At 67.8% G+C, this 15994-nt stretch carries 16 protein-coding genes and 1 pseudogene; 8 read left to right on the top strand and 9 right to left on the bottom strand.

Annotation, left to right across the window (positions count from 1 at the left end):
* Positions 1 to 33: 33 nt before the first annotated feature.
* Both ACH4F2_RS14090 and ACH4F2_RS14085 read right to left on the bottom strand, forming a co-directional pair.
* Entirely contained in the window at positions 34 to 1377 is a 1344-nt protein-coding gene (locus ACH4F2_RS14090; RefSeq protein WP_398132969.1) for an FtsK/SpoIIIE domain-containing protein, read from the bottom strand.
* A 2-nt stretch (positions 1378 to 1379) separates the two neighbouring features.
* Positions 1380 to 1709 (bottom strand): hypothetical protein, encoded by a 330-nt coding sequence (locus ACH4F2_RS14085; protein WP_398132968.1) that lies wholly within the window; start codon positions 1707 to 1709, stop codon positions 1380 to 1382.
* Positions 1710 to 1866: 157 nt separating this feature from the next.
* Between ACH4F2_RS14085 and ACH4F2_RS14080 the strand changes: the two genes are divergently transcribed.
* From ACH4F2_RS14080 to ACH4F2_RS14065, 4 genes are all read left to right on the top strand, one after another.
* A complete protein-coding gene (locus ACH4F2_RS14080; protein ID WP_087808158.1) occupies positions 1867 to 2640 on the top strand; it encodes a GntR family transcriptional regulator in 774 nt (257 codons plus the stop codon).
* Positions 2637 to 3200, top strand: coding sequence for a GNAT family N-acetyltransferase (locus ACH4F2_RS14075; RefSeq protein WP_398132967.1), 564 nt, complete (start codon positions 2637 to 2639; stop codon positions 3198 to 3200). The genes ACH4F2_RS14080 and ACH4F2_RS14075 overlap by 4 nt, the downstream gene beginning before the upstream one ends.
* A 542-nt stretch (positions 3201 to 3742) precedes the next feature.
* The gene (locus ACH4F2_RS14070) at positions 3743 to 4477 is read left to right on the top strand and encodes a DUF4145 domain-containing protein (RefSeq protein ID WP_398132966.1); all 735 of its coding nucleotides are present in this window, start codon (positions 3743 to 3745) and stop codon (positions 4475 to 4477) included.
* Positions 4478 to 5412: 935 nt separating this feature from the next.
* Positions 5413 to 5820, top strand: a complete 408-nt coding sequence (locus ACH4F2_RS14065) for a hypothetical protein (RefSeq protein WP_398132965.1) — start codon at positions 5413 to 5415, stop codon at positions 5818 to 5820.
* Between the two features lie 530 nt (positions 5821 to 6350).
* Here the strand turns inward: ACH4F2_RS14065 and ACH4F2_RS14060 are convergent.
* A complete protein-coding gene (locus tag ACH4F2_RS14060) occupies positions 6351 to 6569 on the bottom strand; it encodes a hypothetical protein (RefSeq protein WP_159325112.1) in 219 nt (72 codons plus the stop codon).
* A gap of 155 nt (positions 6570 to 6724) precedes the next feature.
* On the opposite strand from ACH4F2_RS14060, the gene ACH4F2_RS14055 reads away from it, so the two are divergent.
* Both ACH4F2_RS14055 and ACH4F2_RS14050 read left to right on the top strand, forming a co-directional pair.
* Entirely contained in the window at positions 6725 to 6961 is a 237-nt protein-coding gene (locus ACH4F2_RS14055) for a winged helix-turn-helix domain-containing protein (RefSeq protein WP_087808173.1), read from the top strand.
* Positions 6962 to 7196: 235 nt separating this feature from the next.
* Positions 7197 to 8399, top strand: a complete 1203-nt coding sequence (locus tag ACH4F2_RS14050) for a pyridoxal phosphate-dependent aminotransferase (protein ID WP_398132964.1) — start codon at positions 7197 to 7199, stop codon at positions 8397 to 8399.
* A 239-nt stretch (positions 8400 to 8638) separates the two neighbouring features.
* Here the strand turns inward: ACH4F2_RS14050 and ACH4F2_RS14045 are convergent, their stop codons facing one another.
* Both ACH4F2_RS14045 and ACH4F2_RS14040 read right to left on the bottom strand, forming a co-directional pair.
* Positions 8639 to 8914 carry a UPF0158 family protein gene (locus ACH4F2_RS14045; protein ID WP_398132963.1) on the bottom strand — a complete coding sequence of 92 codons (276 nt, stop codon included), beginning with the start codon at positions 8912 to 8914 and terminating at the stop codon, positions 8639 to 8641.
* A 420-nt stretch (positions 8915 to 9334) separates the two neighbouring features.
* Positions 9335 to 9889 carry a Uma2 family endonuclease gene (locus ACH4F2_RS14040; RefSeq protein WP_398132962.1) on the bottom strand — a complete coding sequence of 185 codons (555 nt, stop codon included), beginning with the start codon at positions 9887 to 9889 and terminating at the stop codon, positions 9335 to 9337.
* 173 nt (positions 9890 to 10062) lie between these two features.
* Here ACH4F2_RS14040 and ACH4F2_RS14035 point away from each other — a divergent pair.
* Positions 10063 to 10500: pseudogene (locus ACH4F2_RS14035) on the top strand (aminotransferase class I/II-fold pyridoxal phosphate-dependent enzyme); the annotation flags it as partial.
* Between the two features lie 79 nt (positions 10501 to 10579).
* Here ACH4F2_RS14035 and ACH4F2_RS14030 read toward each other — a convergent pair.
* From ACH4F2_RS14030 to ACH4F2_RS14015, 4 genes are all read right to left on the bottom strand, one after another.
* Positions 10580 to 11116: a YbjN domain-containing protein gene (locus ACH4F2_RS14030; protein ID WP_398132961.1), complete on the bottom strand. Its 537-nt coding sequence runs from the start codon at positions 11114 to 11116 to the stop codon at positions 10580 to 10582.
* Positions 11117 to 11388: 272 nt separating this feature from the next.
* Positions 11389 to 13986 (bottom strand): ATP-dependent chaperone ClpB, encoded by a 2598-nt coding sequence (clpB, locus tag ACH4F2_RS14025; RefSeq protein WP_398132960.1) that lies wholly within the window; start codon positions 13984 to 13986, stop codon positions 11389 to 11391.
* Between the two features lie 309 nt (positions 13987 to 14295).
* Positions 14296 to 14631, bottom strand: a complete 336-nt coding sequence (locus tag ACH4F2_RS14020; RefSeq protein WP_398132959.1) for a hypothetical protein — start codon at positions 14629 to 14631, stop codon at positions 14296 to 14298.
* Positions 14632 to 14636: 5 nt separating this feature from the next.
* Complete coding sequence (locus tag ACH4F2_RS14015; RefSeq protein WP_398132958.1) at positions 14637 to 14825, bottom strand: hypothetical protein; 189 nt, start codon at positions 14823 to 14825, stop codon at positions 14637 to 14639.
* A 267-nt stretch (positions 14826 to 15092) separates the two neighbouring features.
* On the opposite strand from ACH4F2_RS14015, the gene ACH4F2_RS14010 reads away from it, so the two are divergent.
* Positions 15093 to 15974, top strand: coding sequence for a helix-turn-helix transcriptional regulator (locus tag ACH4F2_RS14010; protein ID WP_398132957.1), 882 nt, complete (start codon positions 15093 to 15095; stop codon positions 15972 to 15974).
* Positions 15975 to 15994: the final 20 nt, after the last annotated feature.

Raw genomic sequence — 15994 nt, 5'->3', positions numbered from 1 at the left:
CCTTCCAGGGAAGTGGGGCCAGAGCAGGCCGATTCAGGGGGTGACCGGGCGCGGCTTCACCAGCGAGGGACCGGCGACCGGGGTCGGGACGACCGACGCGACGGGCCGGAACGGGTCGAGTACCGGCAGGTCGGGGACCAGGTGGGCGAAGGCCCGGCAGACGGCCACCACCTCATCCCGCGTTGTGTTCGGGGTGCGGATCTTCGACCAGCCGCCGGAGGAGTCCGCCGCAACGGCCGTGCCGGGACGCTCCATCGGGAAAAGGCTGGCCACCGCCACCGCGTCCGGGGCCACGTCGTTCAGCCCCATCTCGGCCGTCTGCTTGTCATTGACGCGATGCACGACACGGCCGGTCAGCTGAGCGCGGAGCATGGTGGCGCCCTTGCCCAGTTCGGAGCCGAAGCGCTGGCCGCAGATTTCCAGATGGATGCCGACCGCTCGGGCCATCTGCGCCAGCCGGATCAACGCCGTGACGATCCGTTCCCGGCGTTCCTCGTCCTTCTTGGAGGAGATCAGGAACAGTTCGGCGATCTCGTCCACTAGGACGACGACCGGCACCGGTCGCTCAGTCTCCGGCAGCTCCCACAGGTCGGAGACGCCGTGTCGGCTGAGGAGGTCGAAGCGATCTTCCATCTCCGCGACCATGACGCCGAGCAACGAGGCGGCATCGTCCGGGCTGGTCACCAGCGCGGACAGGCGGGACGCGTAGGCGGTCTGCTCGACCCCGCGCTTGCAGTCGATCCCGACCAGGGCCACCGGCAACTGCGCCAGCCCCTTGATCAAGTTCCGCTGGTACATCGACTTGCCCGACTGGTTCGCGCCAAGGGTGAGCGCCATAGGAGCCGCGCGATAGTCCCGCTCGAAGGCGGTCCCGTCCTCCCGCAGCGCCACCGGCACCACCATGTCCCGAGGGTGCGCCCTACGCGGCATCCGCACCCGCCGCAGCACGTCATAGCCGGTCATCCGCAGCTCGACGTACCCGGGCTTGGTCTCCGTCACGGTGACCGAGTGGACGCCCCAGGCGTGCCGCAGCCGCTCCGAGGAGGCGATCAGGTCGGCGGGCTCCAGCCCTGCCGGCAGTCGCAGCGTGACCCGCAGCCCGGTCGAGGTGCCGCGTACCCGGCGGATCCTCGGCGGTACCGGCTGCACCTCTCGGCGAGCGACGCTGCGCGTCATGAAGGCCCGCAGTCCCGAGGGCTGCACCGTCAGCCCGCACACATCCATGGTCGACCGGTAGGAGAGGGCGAACCGACCCCAGGTAACCGGCATGCCGACCAGCGACCAGTACACGCGCGGCGCGCGGATCTTCGCGTAGCCGAGTCCGCCAGCGCCTGCCACGGCCCCGGTGACCTCCAGCCACACAGTCAGGTCCGTCATGGTCAGAGCGCCGAGGTGATCGCGACCGCACGGAAGGAGATGCCGTGCCGCTTCTGCCCGTTGAACTCGTTCTCCCAGTCCCGGGCCTTGAGGCCGACCACCTTCACGGGCGTGCCCGGCGCCAGCCCCTCCGGGAAGCCGGTCTCCGGGATGGTCACCTGCCACAGGTTGCCCTCCCCCTCGTCGGAGACCAGCAGACCCACCGTGGAGAGGCCCGCGCCGGTCTCCCGGTCGATGGCCCGCTCCCCCGTCTTCTGGTTCACGAGCTTCGGCGTCGGCGCGGTGGCCACGAACACCACGGCGGACGAAAGGTCGATCTTGAACGAAGGCACAACTGTCCCCTTGCTGGTCAGACTCAGGCCCTTTGGACCTCTTGCTCAACTTGTTGGTACAAGCTGATGCGTAGAGACTTACCCACCGAGAGTGATCCGTCAAGATCTTTGGACCCACATGTACCAACAAGTTGAGCGAGTGCGTCATGATGGACCAATGAGCAAGCAGCCGAAGTACCAGCAGGTGGCCGATGCGCTACGACGCGGGATCGACAACGGCACCTACGGCCCAGGTGCTCGGCTGCCGTCGGAAGCCGAGCTGGCGACCCGCTTCGAGGCTTCGCGCAACACCGTCCGCTCCGGCCTGAACCTCCTGGTCAGCCAGGGACTCATCACGTCCAGCCAGGGCCTCGGCTACGAGGTGCGCAAGCACGAGGTCTTCGAGCTGAACGCGTCCCGCTTCGAGAACTTGCAGTTCCCGCAGAACGGCGACGCCTACTCCACCGACGTGACCAACGCGGGACGCCGACCGCACCAGACCTTCCGCGTCGAGCTGGCGACCACGTCCGAGCAGATCGCCCAGCGGCTGGAGGTGGAGGCCGGATCCCGGTCCGTGCTGCGGTTCTGCCACCGCTTCGTCGATGACGTGCCCTGGTCGACGCAGGCCACGCACTACCCGGATTGGCTTCTCCAGAAGGCCCCGCGGCTTGCCGAGCCCGGCGACATCGCCGAGGGAACCACTCGCTACCTCGCTGGCCTCGGTGTCGAGCAGGTGGGCTACGCCGACGAGATCGCGACCCGGATGCCCACGCCCGAAGAGGCCCGACTCCTGGAGATCGGCCCCGGCGTCCCGGTCATGCTCTGGACCCGCACCGGGTACACGACCGAACGCCCCGTTCGCTGCACCGTCACGACGTTCCGAGGCGACCTGAACCGCATGAACTACGAGATCGGCGATCTCTCCGCCCGGAACGAGAACGAAGCCCAGTGAAGATCACGACCGCCACCCCGGGCGACCTCCAACGACTGCTCGACTTCCGGAAGGAAGCGGCGTCTTGGATCAGCGCACTCGGCAGCGACCAGTGGAGTCGCCCGTACCCGGCCGAACGACTGCTGACGACGATCGAGGCGGGCACCGTCTTCATGCTCAGGGACGGTGACCAGACCGCCGCCACGATCACACTCACCCCGGAGGCCGAGGAGGGGTTGTGGTCGGACGAGGACCTGTCCGAGCCGTCGATGTTCGTCAACAAACTGACGGTGGCACGGGATTACTCCGGGCAGAACCTCGGAGGCGCCCTTCTGGACTGGGCAGGAGACCGTGCCTACCGGGCAGCGGCCAAGTGGCTACGCCTCGACGCCTGGACTTCCAACGCCCGGTTGCAGCGCTACTACCTCGATCAGGGCTTCCAGCACGTGAGGACCGTCCTCGAAGGCAACGCCGTCAACGGAGGCCCGCGAGTCTCAGGTTGGCTTGCCCAGCGTCCTACCCGGCCAGCAGAGCCGAAGTTCACCGACGAGACGCCGAGCCCGGAACCGCTTCGCGCCTGAGCTGTTACAAGTTTCTCTACCTCATCAAGCCCCGGCTGCGCTCCGCTCCGCCGGGCGCGCTTCCCGGCTCCGCTCCGGGCGCCGCTCCTGCCTTCGGCCCGCTCCGCCCGCGCTGCGCCGACGCGCGCCCACATGTGGATAGGGCCGGAAGCCATGAGTCGATCACCGCATAGAACGAGGCGCGGTCAAAGACGATGCCTCCGGCGGGGGATCGGCCGGCACCGGGATGGAGGGGGCGCCGTCGCCGACCGCGGGCACGTTGGGGCGTGCGTGGGGTGCTCCCATCCCGACCACCGTCGACCCAGGCAGAGCCGAGCAGACGCGGCCCAGGGCGTCCAGGTCGTTCGTACAGTGGCGCGCTCCACCTGGACGCCCTGAACCACGCCCGCTCCACGGTGTGTGGGTCGACGGCGGACGGGATGGGAGCTGGGGAGGGTGGTGTGTTAGGTCGGTGGTGCGGTGAACGGTAGACATCCCAATATCCAGGACGTAGTTCATCGGATGGTCCACCTTCCTTGCCTCAGTGCGAAAAGATCACTCCTATGAGCGCACGAGTTGGCACAGACCTGCTTGTCACATGTCCGCACTGCGAGAAGCCAGCTCTCGCCGGGGTGGTAGGAGAAGCGTCCGACTTCAGTGGCGATGACGGCCCGCCGTACCTGCTTGAGTTGGTCCGCTGTAATAAGTGCCGAAAGCCCTTCCTGACGGTGGAGGAGGACTACGGAGACGGCTGGGACGGGGAGCCTGGTGTCCTGTGGCCAGAGCAGCAACGACCCTTGAGTCTGCACGTTCCAGAGGACCTACGTCGCACGCACGCCGAAGGACGCCGGTGCTTTTCTGCGAAGGCATACACGGCCACTGCTGTGATGGTCCGCCGCACCCTAGAGGCCGTGTGCATCGACCAGGGGATGGTCGGCGATGCTCCTGGTCGTCCAAAACCATTGTTCAAGATGCTTGAAGAGATGCGCGATCAAGGCAAGATCGATGGCCGTCTTTTTGAGTGGGCTCACGAACTCCGCAGCCTTGGTAACCAGGGGGCCCACTACAGCAGTACGTCCGTGACCCGAGAGGATGCGGCCGACGGGCTAGCTCTAGCGGAGGCCCTACTCGACTACCTCTACGTGCTTCATGCCCAGTTCAACACTTTCAAGGAACGTAGGCAGGCGGCTCGGGACAAGGGTCAGAACCACACGGTCCCTTCGCCTAATGCCCGCAAGGGAGCTTCCGACGCCGGGCAGAACACAAACGCTGAGCCGTCAAAGCAGCCAGAGGCGTAGACCCAAAAATCTGCGGGTGTGCTTGTGCTCCGATTACGGAGAGCGGAGCACAAGCACCCTGGGCGCCTCAGTGGTGGTGATTCCACCAGTAGAGCACGAGTGCACCAACCCCGCTCAGGCTGGCCTTCACCCCAGCGCGGAACAGTTCATCCGTGGCGGAGTTCAAGAGTCGGCGGAAGTGGTTTCGTGCGGCCCGTTCTTCGAGGTGAGTACGCACGTGGTCACGCGCGCGGCTCGACCGGGCGATCTTCGTTGTAGGACGCTGTCGTACCTGGCGCCTACACTTCCCCTTGCTGGGAATGTCGGCCTCCTTCGGTCGGTGTTCCTGCCGGTGTTGGCGGCCTCCTGCGTAGGACCAGGGGGCCGCCGCCGTTTTCGGCGGAGACCCGTTGGCCGCATGGACCAGTCTGACGCACTGCACTGACAGTAGGTGCCTTTCGAGGTACCGGGACTCCTCGGGGACTCCTCGGGAACTTCCTGGAACGTGGCCAAAGCGGACATTGGGATCCGGGTTGAGGGAGACTTGTTGGGGATCCAGCCCTGAAGTCAAGCTTCCATGCGTTGTCGGACCCCTCGAAATCCTTGGCAAGGAACCCCATCTGCGAGGAGGTTCCACGTGAAACATGGACATGCTGCGTCGAGAGCGTTCCGCGCGTAGTCGAACTTCACGATGATGTCCTCGTGCTAATCCGCGAGGAACTTGGGGTGCTCGGCCGGCGCCACCATCTCTATGGACGGTGCTCCGACGTGCGAAGTGAGGGTTGGTCACACCACCGCACCAGGCGGACGAAGGGTGAGCCAAATTGTCAAGGTGACCTCGAACTTCTGGCAGCAGCGTCTGACACCAACAAGTACGAGCCGGGCCGGACAAGAGCGGCCCCAGCGGTCATCACACCCCCGCCGAGCTGGGGGCCCTCCGACCTCCGGGAGGGTCTGTGATCGACCTGATAAGGATGCGGGCCGAGCCCCAAGCTCAGCCTGATGTCAGAGCCAGGTGGGAGCGTGCAGTGATGGACACACTGTTTGATCTCCCCGAACCTGAGCCTGAGCAAGCCGTCATTGCTCACTACCGTCTGAGCGACGACCAGTACGGATCACCTGCGGAGCGCGAAGCCCTCTACAGCGCAGAGCGGGTCATGAGTTCCGCCGTCGAGGCGGCGGGAGTCGGCGAGGTCGACGGGAACGAGTTCGGAGGAGGCGAAGCCGTGCTGTATGCATACGGAGCGGACGCCGCGGCTCTCTTCAGGGTCATGGAGACGATCTTGCGTAGCCTGCCCTTCAGACCGGCCCACGTCGTGTTGCGGCGGGAGTCCCGCGAATCGGAGTCCCGAGTGGACCTGTGATGCGGTACAGCAGCGAAGTACCGCAACTACAGCAGCCGGACGCGCCCAGCAGCACCTCTGCGAGGCCTGCAGACGACCTGTTTGCTCCTCAGTGACCGCTCCACATAGCGCTACAGCTCAGAAGGTAGCCGCTTTCCTGTCGAGCCCGATCGCTCCGTAACTGGTGCGAAGAACCACGGCGGCTGCCGGACAGTACACAAGAGAATGACCCCTGACCGATCCGCATGGTCAGGGGCCGTTCTCACTGCTCAGCAAGCGGAGACGGTGAGACTGAAACCGCCGTGGCATCGCTGCCGCACCTGTCGTCAAGACTGGCTACTCAGGTTCGATCTCCGCCGGGCGCTCCGAGCAGGGCGGGGCACACTCGTACACCTCGATGGACAAGTCGTGTGCTCCGGAGTGCCCTTCGGCGCGACCGGCGGACCTGGCCCCTACCCGAAGGGCCTTGCCGCACCAGCAGCAGTGCCAGCCGAGGTACTGCCAGCCGTTGAGTTCCTTGACGGGTGGCGGCGTCGGCCGTCCGATCCCGGTCATGGCCGGTCGGCGTACGGGACCAGGGCGTGCTTCTCACGGCACGGACCACAGGCCGACTGCACTCGCCCCGGCCCGGTCCCCTGCTCCACCACCTCGATGACGCGGATGCCGGCACTGTAGCCGCGGTGCCATGAGCAGTAGCCGTAGGTCATGGGCTCCGCCGTGGCCGCGGCTGGGCTGTTCGCGGGGTTCTGGTCCTGCGTACTCTCGTTCACGTCGACTCCTAGTCAGTCGTCCACGCCCCTGGGTCGTTCGCGCGGCCGCAGGGGCACTGTGCGTTTACGCAGGATATGCCTAGGTAGCTAGGGTAGCTAGGCCAGTCAGGCAATCTCGTCTCGCCGAGCGGGCTCGTACTGTCTAGCTTCGGATCATGGACTGGAAGCCGGACATCCCCCGCTGGAAGCAGGTGTACGAGGTCATCGAGCAGCGGATTGCCGATGGCGAGTACCCGCCCGGAAGCCAGCTGCCCGGCGTCCTCGCGATTCAGGGTGAGTTCGGCATCGCGCAGATGACGGCCCGGCGCGTTCTCACCGAGCTGCGGGAAGCGGGTCTGGCGCAGATGCAGCCGGGCATCGGGACGTTCGTCGCCGAGCTGCCCAAACCGTAGCGGCGCTCGCTGGGCAGGGCCTCCCTGACCACGGGTTTCCCGAGGACCGAGCCACTCCCCCGCGGGTGAGTCCCGGGCCGTCCCTGGGCCGTGCGAGGGGGGTCGACGTCGACCGACGATGACAGACGTCGACTGACCACCCGCAGGTCAGAGGGGATGCCTGGAAGATCGCCGCAGGTGGCCACCACCGAAGGTGAGTTGAGGAACTCCAGAGCTTCGGCGCAGGATGACCGCCATGACCCCCATGAGCTCCAGCGCCCGCCCCTTCCTCAACCGCCGGCTCGCCGAATTCGGGACGACGATCTTCGCCGAGATGTCCGCCCTGGCCGTACGGACCGGGGCGATCAATCTGGGCCAGGGCTTCCCGGACACCGACGGGCCCGAGGAGATCCGGGAGGCCGCCGTACGGGCGCTGCGCGACGGGCGCGGCAACCAGTACCCGCCGGGCCCCGGCGTCCCGGAGCTGCGCTCCGCCGTCGCCGCCCACCAGGAACGCCGCTACGGCCTGTCCTTCGACCCGGACTCCGAGGTCCTGGTCACCGCCGGCGCCACGGAGGCCATCGCGGCCTCCCTGCTCGCCCTGCTGGAGCCCGGCGACGAGGTCGTCGCGCTGGAGCCGTACTACGACTCGTACGCGGCCTGCATCGCGATGGCGGGCGGCACGCGCGTGCCCGTGACCCTGCGCCCCCACTCCACGGACGGGCGCGCCGCCTTCCGGCTGGACCTCGACGAGCTGCGCGACGCGGTCACCGACCGCACCCGCCTGCTGCTGCTGAACACCCCGCACAACCCGACGGGCGCGGTCCTCACCCGCGGCGAACTGGCCGCGATCGCCGAGCTGGCAGTGGAACGGGACCTGCTGGTGGTGACCGACGAGGTCTACGAGCACCTGGTCTTCGACACGGCCGAGCACATCCCGCTCGCGTCCTTCCCGGGGATGCGCGAGCGCACGGTGACCATCGGATCGGCCGGCAAGACGTTCTCGTTCACGGGCTGGAAGGTCGGCTGGATCACCGCCGCCCCCGCCCTGGTCACGGCGGTCCGCTCGGCCAAGCAGTTCCTGACGTATGTCGCCTCCGGGCCGTTCCAATACGCCGTGGCCGAGGCTCTGCGCCTGCCCGACTCGTACTTCGCGGACTTCCGCGCGGACATGCTGGCCAAACGGGACCTGCTCGCGGGCGGCCTGGAGCGGGCGGGCTTCAAGGTCTTCCGCCCGGCGGGCACGTACTTCATCACCACCGACATCCGGCCCCTTGGTGAGAGCGACGGTTTCACCTTCTGCCGTGCGCTGCCGGAGCGCTGCGGGGTGGTCGCGATCCCCAACGCAGTCTTCTACGACCACCGTGAGGAGGGCGCACCCTTTGTCCGCTTCGCGTTCTGCAAGCGGACAGGCGTGCTGGAGGAGGCGGCCTCCCGACTCAAGACGCTGGCCGCCTGACAGCCACAGATGTACCAGCAGATGGACCGGCCACACGGCCTCGTCGCTCCGAGCCGCCGCGCACCCGCACTCGACTGCCGCCTGGTCGACCGGGACACCGGTGATCGGCAGTCGCATCACGCAGCACGCCTGTCGGCGGACACGCTTCCATCAGCGATCAACCGGCGCCGCCAGGCCCGGTGACAGCGCCCCGGATCATGCAGGACAGGGTCAGCAAAGAGCCATACCGGCCCCGAAGGTCAGGAACCCGAGCTGGGCTTTACGAAGAAGGTGATGTGCGGGAAGTACCCCTCCTCGGCCGGCCAGGCGCGGGCCCGGCCGCGCTGTCGCTCATCGCGGAACCGGTGGTACCGGCTCCAGGAGCGCTCGTCACCACCGAGGACGTCCTTGAAGCGCCGGAAGGCGCCCCGCCCACCGATGGCGATCCGCAGCCTGTCGGCAAGGGCGACGTCCTCGACCTCTTCGATGAACAGCTCCATGTCCCGGTAACCGGACCGGGACCCCAGAGCCGGCACGTACAGCGATGGCTCGGGCCCACCGAACCAGCCGGTCGATCAGCAGCCTGCACGCCGCCTGGAACTCCTCCTCGGCCTCGGGTTCGAAACGCATCCGCATGAGATTCGTCCCACCTGTCAGCAGCAGTCCTTGCCGTGCCGCGCTATCGCCGAACCGGGGCCGGCAACTCGGCCGAGGACGAGCGGCCGCTGCCTCAAGGGCAGTACGTGGTGGTTGTCCCCCGCAGTAAACACGGACCGAACTTCCCTGCGACGAGCCGGACTTCGTCGCACGGACTCACGGCACGCGGAACGGCGCGCCTCCTGGCCGATCCGGATCCACGGAAGTCCGGGCAGGCCCAGCCGACTGCCCCTACCAGGAACGACAGTCCGACGACAGCGGTGCCGACGGCACGGGCCCGGCCGCCCGGGAGCCCGTCGTCAGCGAGCGTCCGCCTCGCGCTCCGGGCGCGGGAGCTCGTCGAGGTCGAGGGTGAAAGTGCGGCCGTCGGCCAGGGCGATGGGGAGCTTGCCCGTGCCGTACTTGTGCGTGTGTGCGGCGATGTAACCGGTGCCGGTCGGCTGGGTGTGGAGGACGACTTCCTGGGCGTAGGGGTCCACGACCAGGTAGACCGGGATTCCGTAGCGGCCGTACTTCGCGGTGCAGTCGTCGTAGTCCTTGCGTGCGGAGGAGGCCGAGACGACCTCGGAGATCAGCAGGACGTCCTCGAAGCTGTAGCGCTTGCCCTCTCGGCGGGCGTCCTCGCGAAGGATCGCCAGATCGGGGGCGGAGTTCTCGTCGGCGGGGAAGTCGATGTAGACATCGGAGGTGACCTTCGCGTGGCGGCCGAGGGCGAGAGCGGAGTCGATCTGCATCGACCTGATGGTGCTGGAGTGCTCTTCGCTCTGCGGGGTCATGATCACCTTTCCGTCGGCCCCGAACAGGACCGTGTACCCCTTGGGAAACTCGGTGTGCACGATCGCGTCGACGCTCATGGACGGCTCCTTCCCGTGTGTGGTCAGGATACGACGGACAGTCCCGCGCCACCGAGCCCGGCGGTACGGCCGGGAGACCGGTCCGGACGGCTTGTGCGGTCGGCTCACCGACGATGCCGGAGATCCGCGGCGGGGCCGGTCGCACCACCGACACATAGGTAGGCCAACGAGGCGTCGCCCGGATCACCGCCGCTCCCGCCCTGGTCACGGCGGTCCGCTCGGCCAAGGAGTACCTGACGTACGTGGCCTCCGGGCCCTTCCAGTACGCCGTCGCCGAGGCCCTCGCGCTGCCCGACTCGTACTTCGCCGCCTACCGTGAGGACATGCGGGCGAAGCGGGACCTGCTGGCGATGGACCTGGAGGGGGCCGGCTTCGGCGTCTACCGCCCCGCCGGGACGTACTTCGTCACCACCGACATCCGCCCCCTCGGCGAGAGCGACGGCTTCGCCTTCTGCCGTGCGCTGCCGGAGCGCGCCGGCGTCGTCGCCGTCACCAACGCGGTCTTCTGCGACGACCGTGAGGCCGGCGCCCCCTTCGTCCGGTTCGCCTTCTGCAAGCGGACGTCGGTGCTGGAGGAGGCGGTGGGGCGGCTGAAGACGCTGGCCGGGTGAGTCACGACGGTACGACCGTATGACGAGAGCCCGGCTCCCCGCGGTGGCGGGGGGGCGGGCTCTCCTCACACGGGGCGGACTATTCGCCGTCCTCGTCCGTCGGCTTCTCCGACTCGTCGACCTCCTGCTCGAGGCCGAGCTGCTCCACGAGCCACCGGTCGAACTCGATGGCGGCCCGGACCCAGCTGACCGTCGAGGAGACGAAGTGCTCCAGGCTGACGCCCATGCCGATCAGCATCTGCGCCTCGCCGATCAGGCGGACCGTGCCGTCGTCGTGGGTGTGGGAGTACACCTTGGGCCACAGGGTGCGCCGGTTCCAGTCGTCGATCGACTCCAGCAGCTGCGGCTTCTCGTCGATCTGGTGGGGCCGGTCGTAGAACGTCCGCACCGAGAAGACCTGCTGGTCACCCTCACCGCGGAACATGAAGTACGTACGGAACTGCTCCCACGGCGCCGCGAGGTCACCCTCGTCGTCGACGACGTACTTCAGCTCCATCTGTTCGAGGAGCTGCTTCACAAGATCCTGATCCGGGACGACGGGGCCCGCCGGTCCTTGCGGCTGCGGCTCGGGCTGCTTGCCCCCGAAGTTCGGAATCGAGGACGGGTCGATGGTCACCGTGAATTTCCCTTCGTACGGATCTGGTCATCCTCCCCCATGCGGGGAGGGGCGTGGCAAGCCCGCCGGGGGCCTGTCAGCCCTGGGCTGACACGATCCGGCCGGACGGGTGGACAGGCCGCGGACACAGCCTGCGGACAGAGGGCGGGCAGAGGGTGGGCAGACGACGGAAAGGCAGCGGGAAGGCAGCGGGCGAAGGCGGCGGCCACGGAACTCGGCGGCCCGCCACCCACCAGGGGTGACGGGCCGGACGGCCGTGCGTCGCACCGGTCCTACAGCGTCTTGCCGCTCGCCGGTCCCACGATCAGGTCGTCGCCGAAGCGGTCCACGCGGACCGTGTCGCCGTCCTTGATCTCGCCGGAGAGGATCTCCCGGGCGAGCCGGTCGCCGATCGCGGTCTGCACGAGGCGGCGCAGCGGCCGGGCGCCGTACGCCGGGTCGTTGCCCTCCTCCGCCAGCCAGGCCAGCGCCTCGTCGGTGACCTCCAGCGTGAGCCGGCGCTCGGCGAGGCGCCGGGCCAGGGCGCCGATCTGCAGCCGCGCGATCCGGCTCAGCTCCTCCTTGGACAGTGCCGAGAAGACGACCAGGTCGTCCAGCCGGTTGAGGAACTCCGGCTTGAAGGACGCCCGGACCACCTCCAGGACCTGCTGCTTCTTCTCCGCCTCGCCGGTCGTCGGGTCGACCAGGTACTGACTGCCGAGGTTGGAGGTGAGGACCAGGATGGTGTTGCGGAAGTCGACGGTGCGGCCCTGGCCGTCGGTGAGGCGCCCGTCGTCCAGCACCTGGAGCAGGATGTCGAAGACCTCGGGGTGCGCCTTCTCGACCTCGTCGAGCAGCACGACGGTGTACGGACGCCGCCGCACGGCCTCGGTCAGCTGACCGCCCTCCTCGTACCCGACGTATCCGGGCGGGGCACCGACCAGCCGGGCGACGCTGTGCTTCTCGCTGTACTCCGACATGTCGATACGGACCATGGCCCGCTCGTCGTCGAAGAGGAAGTCGGCGAGCGCCTTGGCCAGCTCGGTCTTGCCGACGCCGGTGGGGCCGAGGAACAGGAACGACCCGGTGGGCCGGTCCGGGTCGGCGATCCCGGCGCGGCTGCGGCGTACGGCGTCGGAGACCGCCCCCACGGCCTCCTTCTGCCCGATGAGCCGCTTGCCCAGCTCGTCCTCCATCCGCAGCAGCTTCTGCGTCTCGCCCTCCAGCAGCCGCCCGGCGGGGATGCCGGTCCAGGAGGCGACGACGTCCGCGATGTCGTCGGCGCCGACCTCCTCCTTGACCATGGTGTCCTTCGCGACCTCTTCCTCGGCCTCCGAGGCGGCCTCCAGGTCGCGCTCCAGGGTCGGGATCTCGCCGTACAGGAGCTTGGAGGCGGTGTCGAAGTCGCCGTCGCGCTGGGCGCGTTCGGCCTGCCCGCGCAGTTCGTCGAGCTTCTCCTTCAGCTCACCGACGCGGTTGAGGGACTGCTTCTCCTTCTCCCAGCGTGCGGTGAGGCCGCGCAGCTCCTCCTCCTTGTCGGCGAGGTCGCGGCGCAGTCGCTCCAGGCGCTCGAGCGACGCGGCGTCGGTCTCCTTGCCGATCGCCAGCTCCTCCATCTTGAGCCGGTCGACGGCGCGCTGGAGTTCGTCGATCTCGACGGGCGACGAGTCGATCTCCATGCGCAGCCGCGAGGCGGCCTCGTCGACGAGGTCGATGGCCTTGTCGGGCAGGAAACGGGAGGTGATGTACCGGTCGGACAGCGTCGCTGCGGCCACCAGCGCGCTGTCCGCGATCTGCACCTTGTGGTGCGCCTCGTAGCGCCCCTTGAGCCCGCGCAGGATCGCGATGGAGTCCTCGACGGTCGGCTCGGCGACCAGCACCTGCTGGAAGCGCCGCTCCAGCGCCGGGTCCTTCTCGATCCGCTCCCGGTACTCGTCGAGCGTGGTCGCGCCGACCATGCGCAGCTCTCCGCGGGCGAGCATGGGCTTGAGCATGTTCCCGGCGTCCATGGCGGAGTCGCCGCCGGCCCCGGCCCCCACGACGGTGTGCAGCTCGTCGATGAAGGTGATGATCTGCCCGTCGGAGTCCTTGATCTCGGCGAGGACGGTCTTCAGCCGCTCCTCGAACTCGCCCCGGTACTTGGCGCCGGCGACCATCGCGCCGAGGTCCAGCGCGACCAGCCGCTTGTTCTTGAGCGACTCGGGCACGTCCCCCTTGACGATGCGCTGGGCGAGCCCCTCGACGACGGCGGTCTTGCCGACACCGGGCTCGCCGATGAGGACGGGGTTGTTCTTGGTACGGCGGGAGAGCACCTGCACGACGCGCCGGATCTCCTGGTCCCGCCCGATGACGGGATCGAGTTTGCCCTCCCGGGCGGCGGCGGTGAAGTCGGTGCCGAACTTCTCCAGCGCCTTGTACTGACCCTCGGGGTCGGCGGTGGTCACTCGACGCCCTCCCCTGGCCTTGCGGAAGGCCTCTTGCAACTTCTTCGCACTGGCACCCTGCCCCTCCAGTACCTCACCGGCCGCGCCGCCCTTCGCGGCGATGCCGAGGAGCAGGTGCTCGGTGGAGAGGTACTCGTCCCCGAGATCCTTGGCGCGGGCCTGGGCGTCGGCGACCACCGCGAGCATCTCACGGCTGGGCTGCGGCGGCGCGACCGTGGACCCGGTCACGCTGGGCAGTCCGGCGACGATGCGCTCGGCTCCGGCGCGTACGACGGCGAGGTCGGCCTCCACGGCGGCGAGCAGATCGGTGATGTTCTCGTTGTCCTGACCCTGGAGCAGGGCCAGGAGCAGGTGGGCGGGGGTGAGGTCGGCGTTCCCCTCGGTCACGGCCCGGTTGCTGGCCGCGTTGATGGCGTCCCGGCTCCGGTTGGTCAGCTCGGCGTCCACGTTCTGGCTTCCCTCCTCGCGTCGGCCGTCGGCGGTCGGCCGTGTCTCCCAGTGCTGACTCAGGCAACGTACACAAAGTTGAGTCTATTCCACTCAAGGAAGAAACGCGGGCATGGCTTCCCCCCGCGCGGCCACCGCGCTCCCCTCTGTGGGTGCCCACGCGGCGCGAGAGGATTTCCAGCCAGCCGACGGCAGGGGGATACCCCGAAATGTCACCGCAAACGACAGCGGCGTCACCGTGTTCAGGTCACGGTGACGCCGCTGCCGGGGGGAAGCACCTGAGCGATTTGTTACGACGGGGGAATCGCGTCAGGCACTGCGGGGGGTGGCCGAGATGGTCCTCACTTCGGGGACTTCCGGCTGCACGAGCCGGTGGTCCCGCTGGTCCAGGTTCACAAAGATCATTCCGTACCGGATGGCGCACCGCACGGGCTGCGGCGCCCCTCGGGGCCGTCGCAGGCACCGGTAGGCGCGCACGTCGCCGTCCTCGTCCAGCGTGACGACGACCGGCTCGCCGAAGACGGTCACCATCAGGGAGTCACCGGCGTGGGGGATCGCGGTGACCAGGTCGATGAAGTGCCAGCCGGAGCGGTAGGCGGTGGCCATCTCGCGCCGGAAGGAGCGGTCGTCGGGTGGTGTGGTCATGTTGATCAGTCCCACTTGCTGTCCGCCGGGAGATTGACTGCCTCGTCACCGACCGCGACGGCGGGCGCAATCTCGACCCCAACAACCGCACGGTGCGCGTCGCTCTTCGCACCGGAGAGGCCAGCCAGAGTCCCGAAGGCCACAACGGCGGAGACGGCGACAACAAGCACCGAGCGAAGCATTTTCTTACGCATAGTCGGCTTCGTCCTCACTTGAAGATCCCCTCTATCCCCCGTCGGATAAGACGATGGCTCATTCAGGCACGTCATGGCCACACAATCGGTGCATCATGTTCCTGCACGTTCAGGACCCTGGGGGGTGGAGAATTGATATCAAATGGGACCAAAGCGACACATCCCCATTCGGTCACCGAGCTCTGCGAGGACGGAAGCCGCCTCTACGCGGGGGCTCTGCGGACAGGACGAATACTGCGGACGGATGCCGATTCCGCTCCGTGTCTGATGGAGTTCGCGCTGCTTCATCCCGATCCTGACGATGCACAATGGTTGCGTCCTGTGCCTCCGGTGATCGCCCTGGCACAGCGGCTCAACCCCATCGAGCGCGAGATCACCGAGCATCGACGGCTGTCGATCGCACTCGCCGAAGCCTTCGAGCCGTTCATGGCTCTCGGCGTGCAGGCCACCGCCCCGACCCACTCCATCAGCGTGCTGGAGGGCCTGGACCGCATCAACGCGGCGCTTGACCTGGCCACGGCCCAGTGCCAGACCGAAATGCTCACCGTTCAGCCGAGTGGCAGCGCCCGTAGCGCCGAGAACCGCCTGCTGGAAGCATTGGAGCGCGACAAACCGCTGATCGAGCGAGGGGTGAGCATCCGAACCCTCTATCAACACACCGCGCGGTACAACCCCGAGCGACTCGCCTACGTCAACCAGTTCGCGAAGGGCAAGGTCGAGCACCGCACCATCGACGAACTCGTCGAGCGCCTCATCATCTGTGACGAGGCCGTCGCCTTCATCCCCATCCGTGAGGACCGGCAGGTCGCCCTGGAGATCCGTCACCCAGGCCTTGTCCGCTACCTGATCAAGGTGTTCGAGTTCATCTGGAGCCGAGCAGTTCCGCTGACCGCCGGAGCCCCGTACGAAACGGCCCCCGACGGCATCACCAACATCCAGCACTCGATCGCCAAGCTCCTGGTGGAGGGCCACGTGGACGAGGCCATAGCCCGCCGTCTCGGCATGAACGTGCGCACCTGCCGAGCGCACATCGCGAAACTGGCGGCGGTACTCGGCAGCGGCAGCCGTGCCCAACTCGGCTATCTCATAGCCCAGTCGGGGATCTTGGAGCAGGAGTCCCCAAGGCTGGGAGGAGAGATCCGCTCATGACCGACAGGACGCACCGGCAC

This window comes from Streptomyces sp. NPDC017890 (assembly GCF_044328675.1).
Taxonomy (GTDB): Bacteria; Actinomycetota; Actinomycetes; order Streptomycetales; family Streptomycetaceae; genus Streptomyces.
This window is presented reverse-complemented; position numbering and strand designations above follow the sequence as displayed.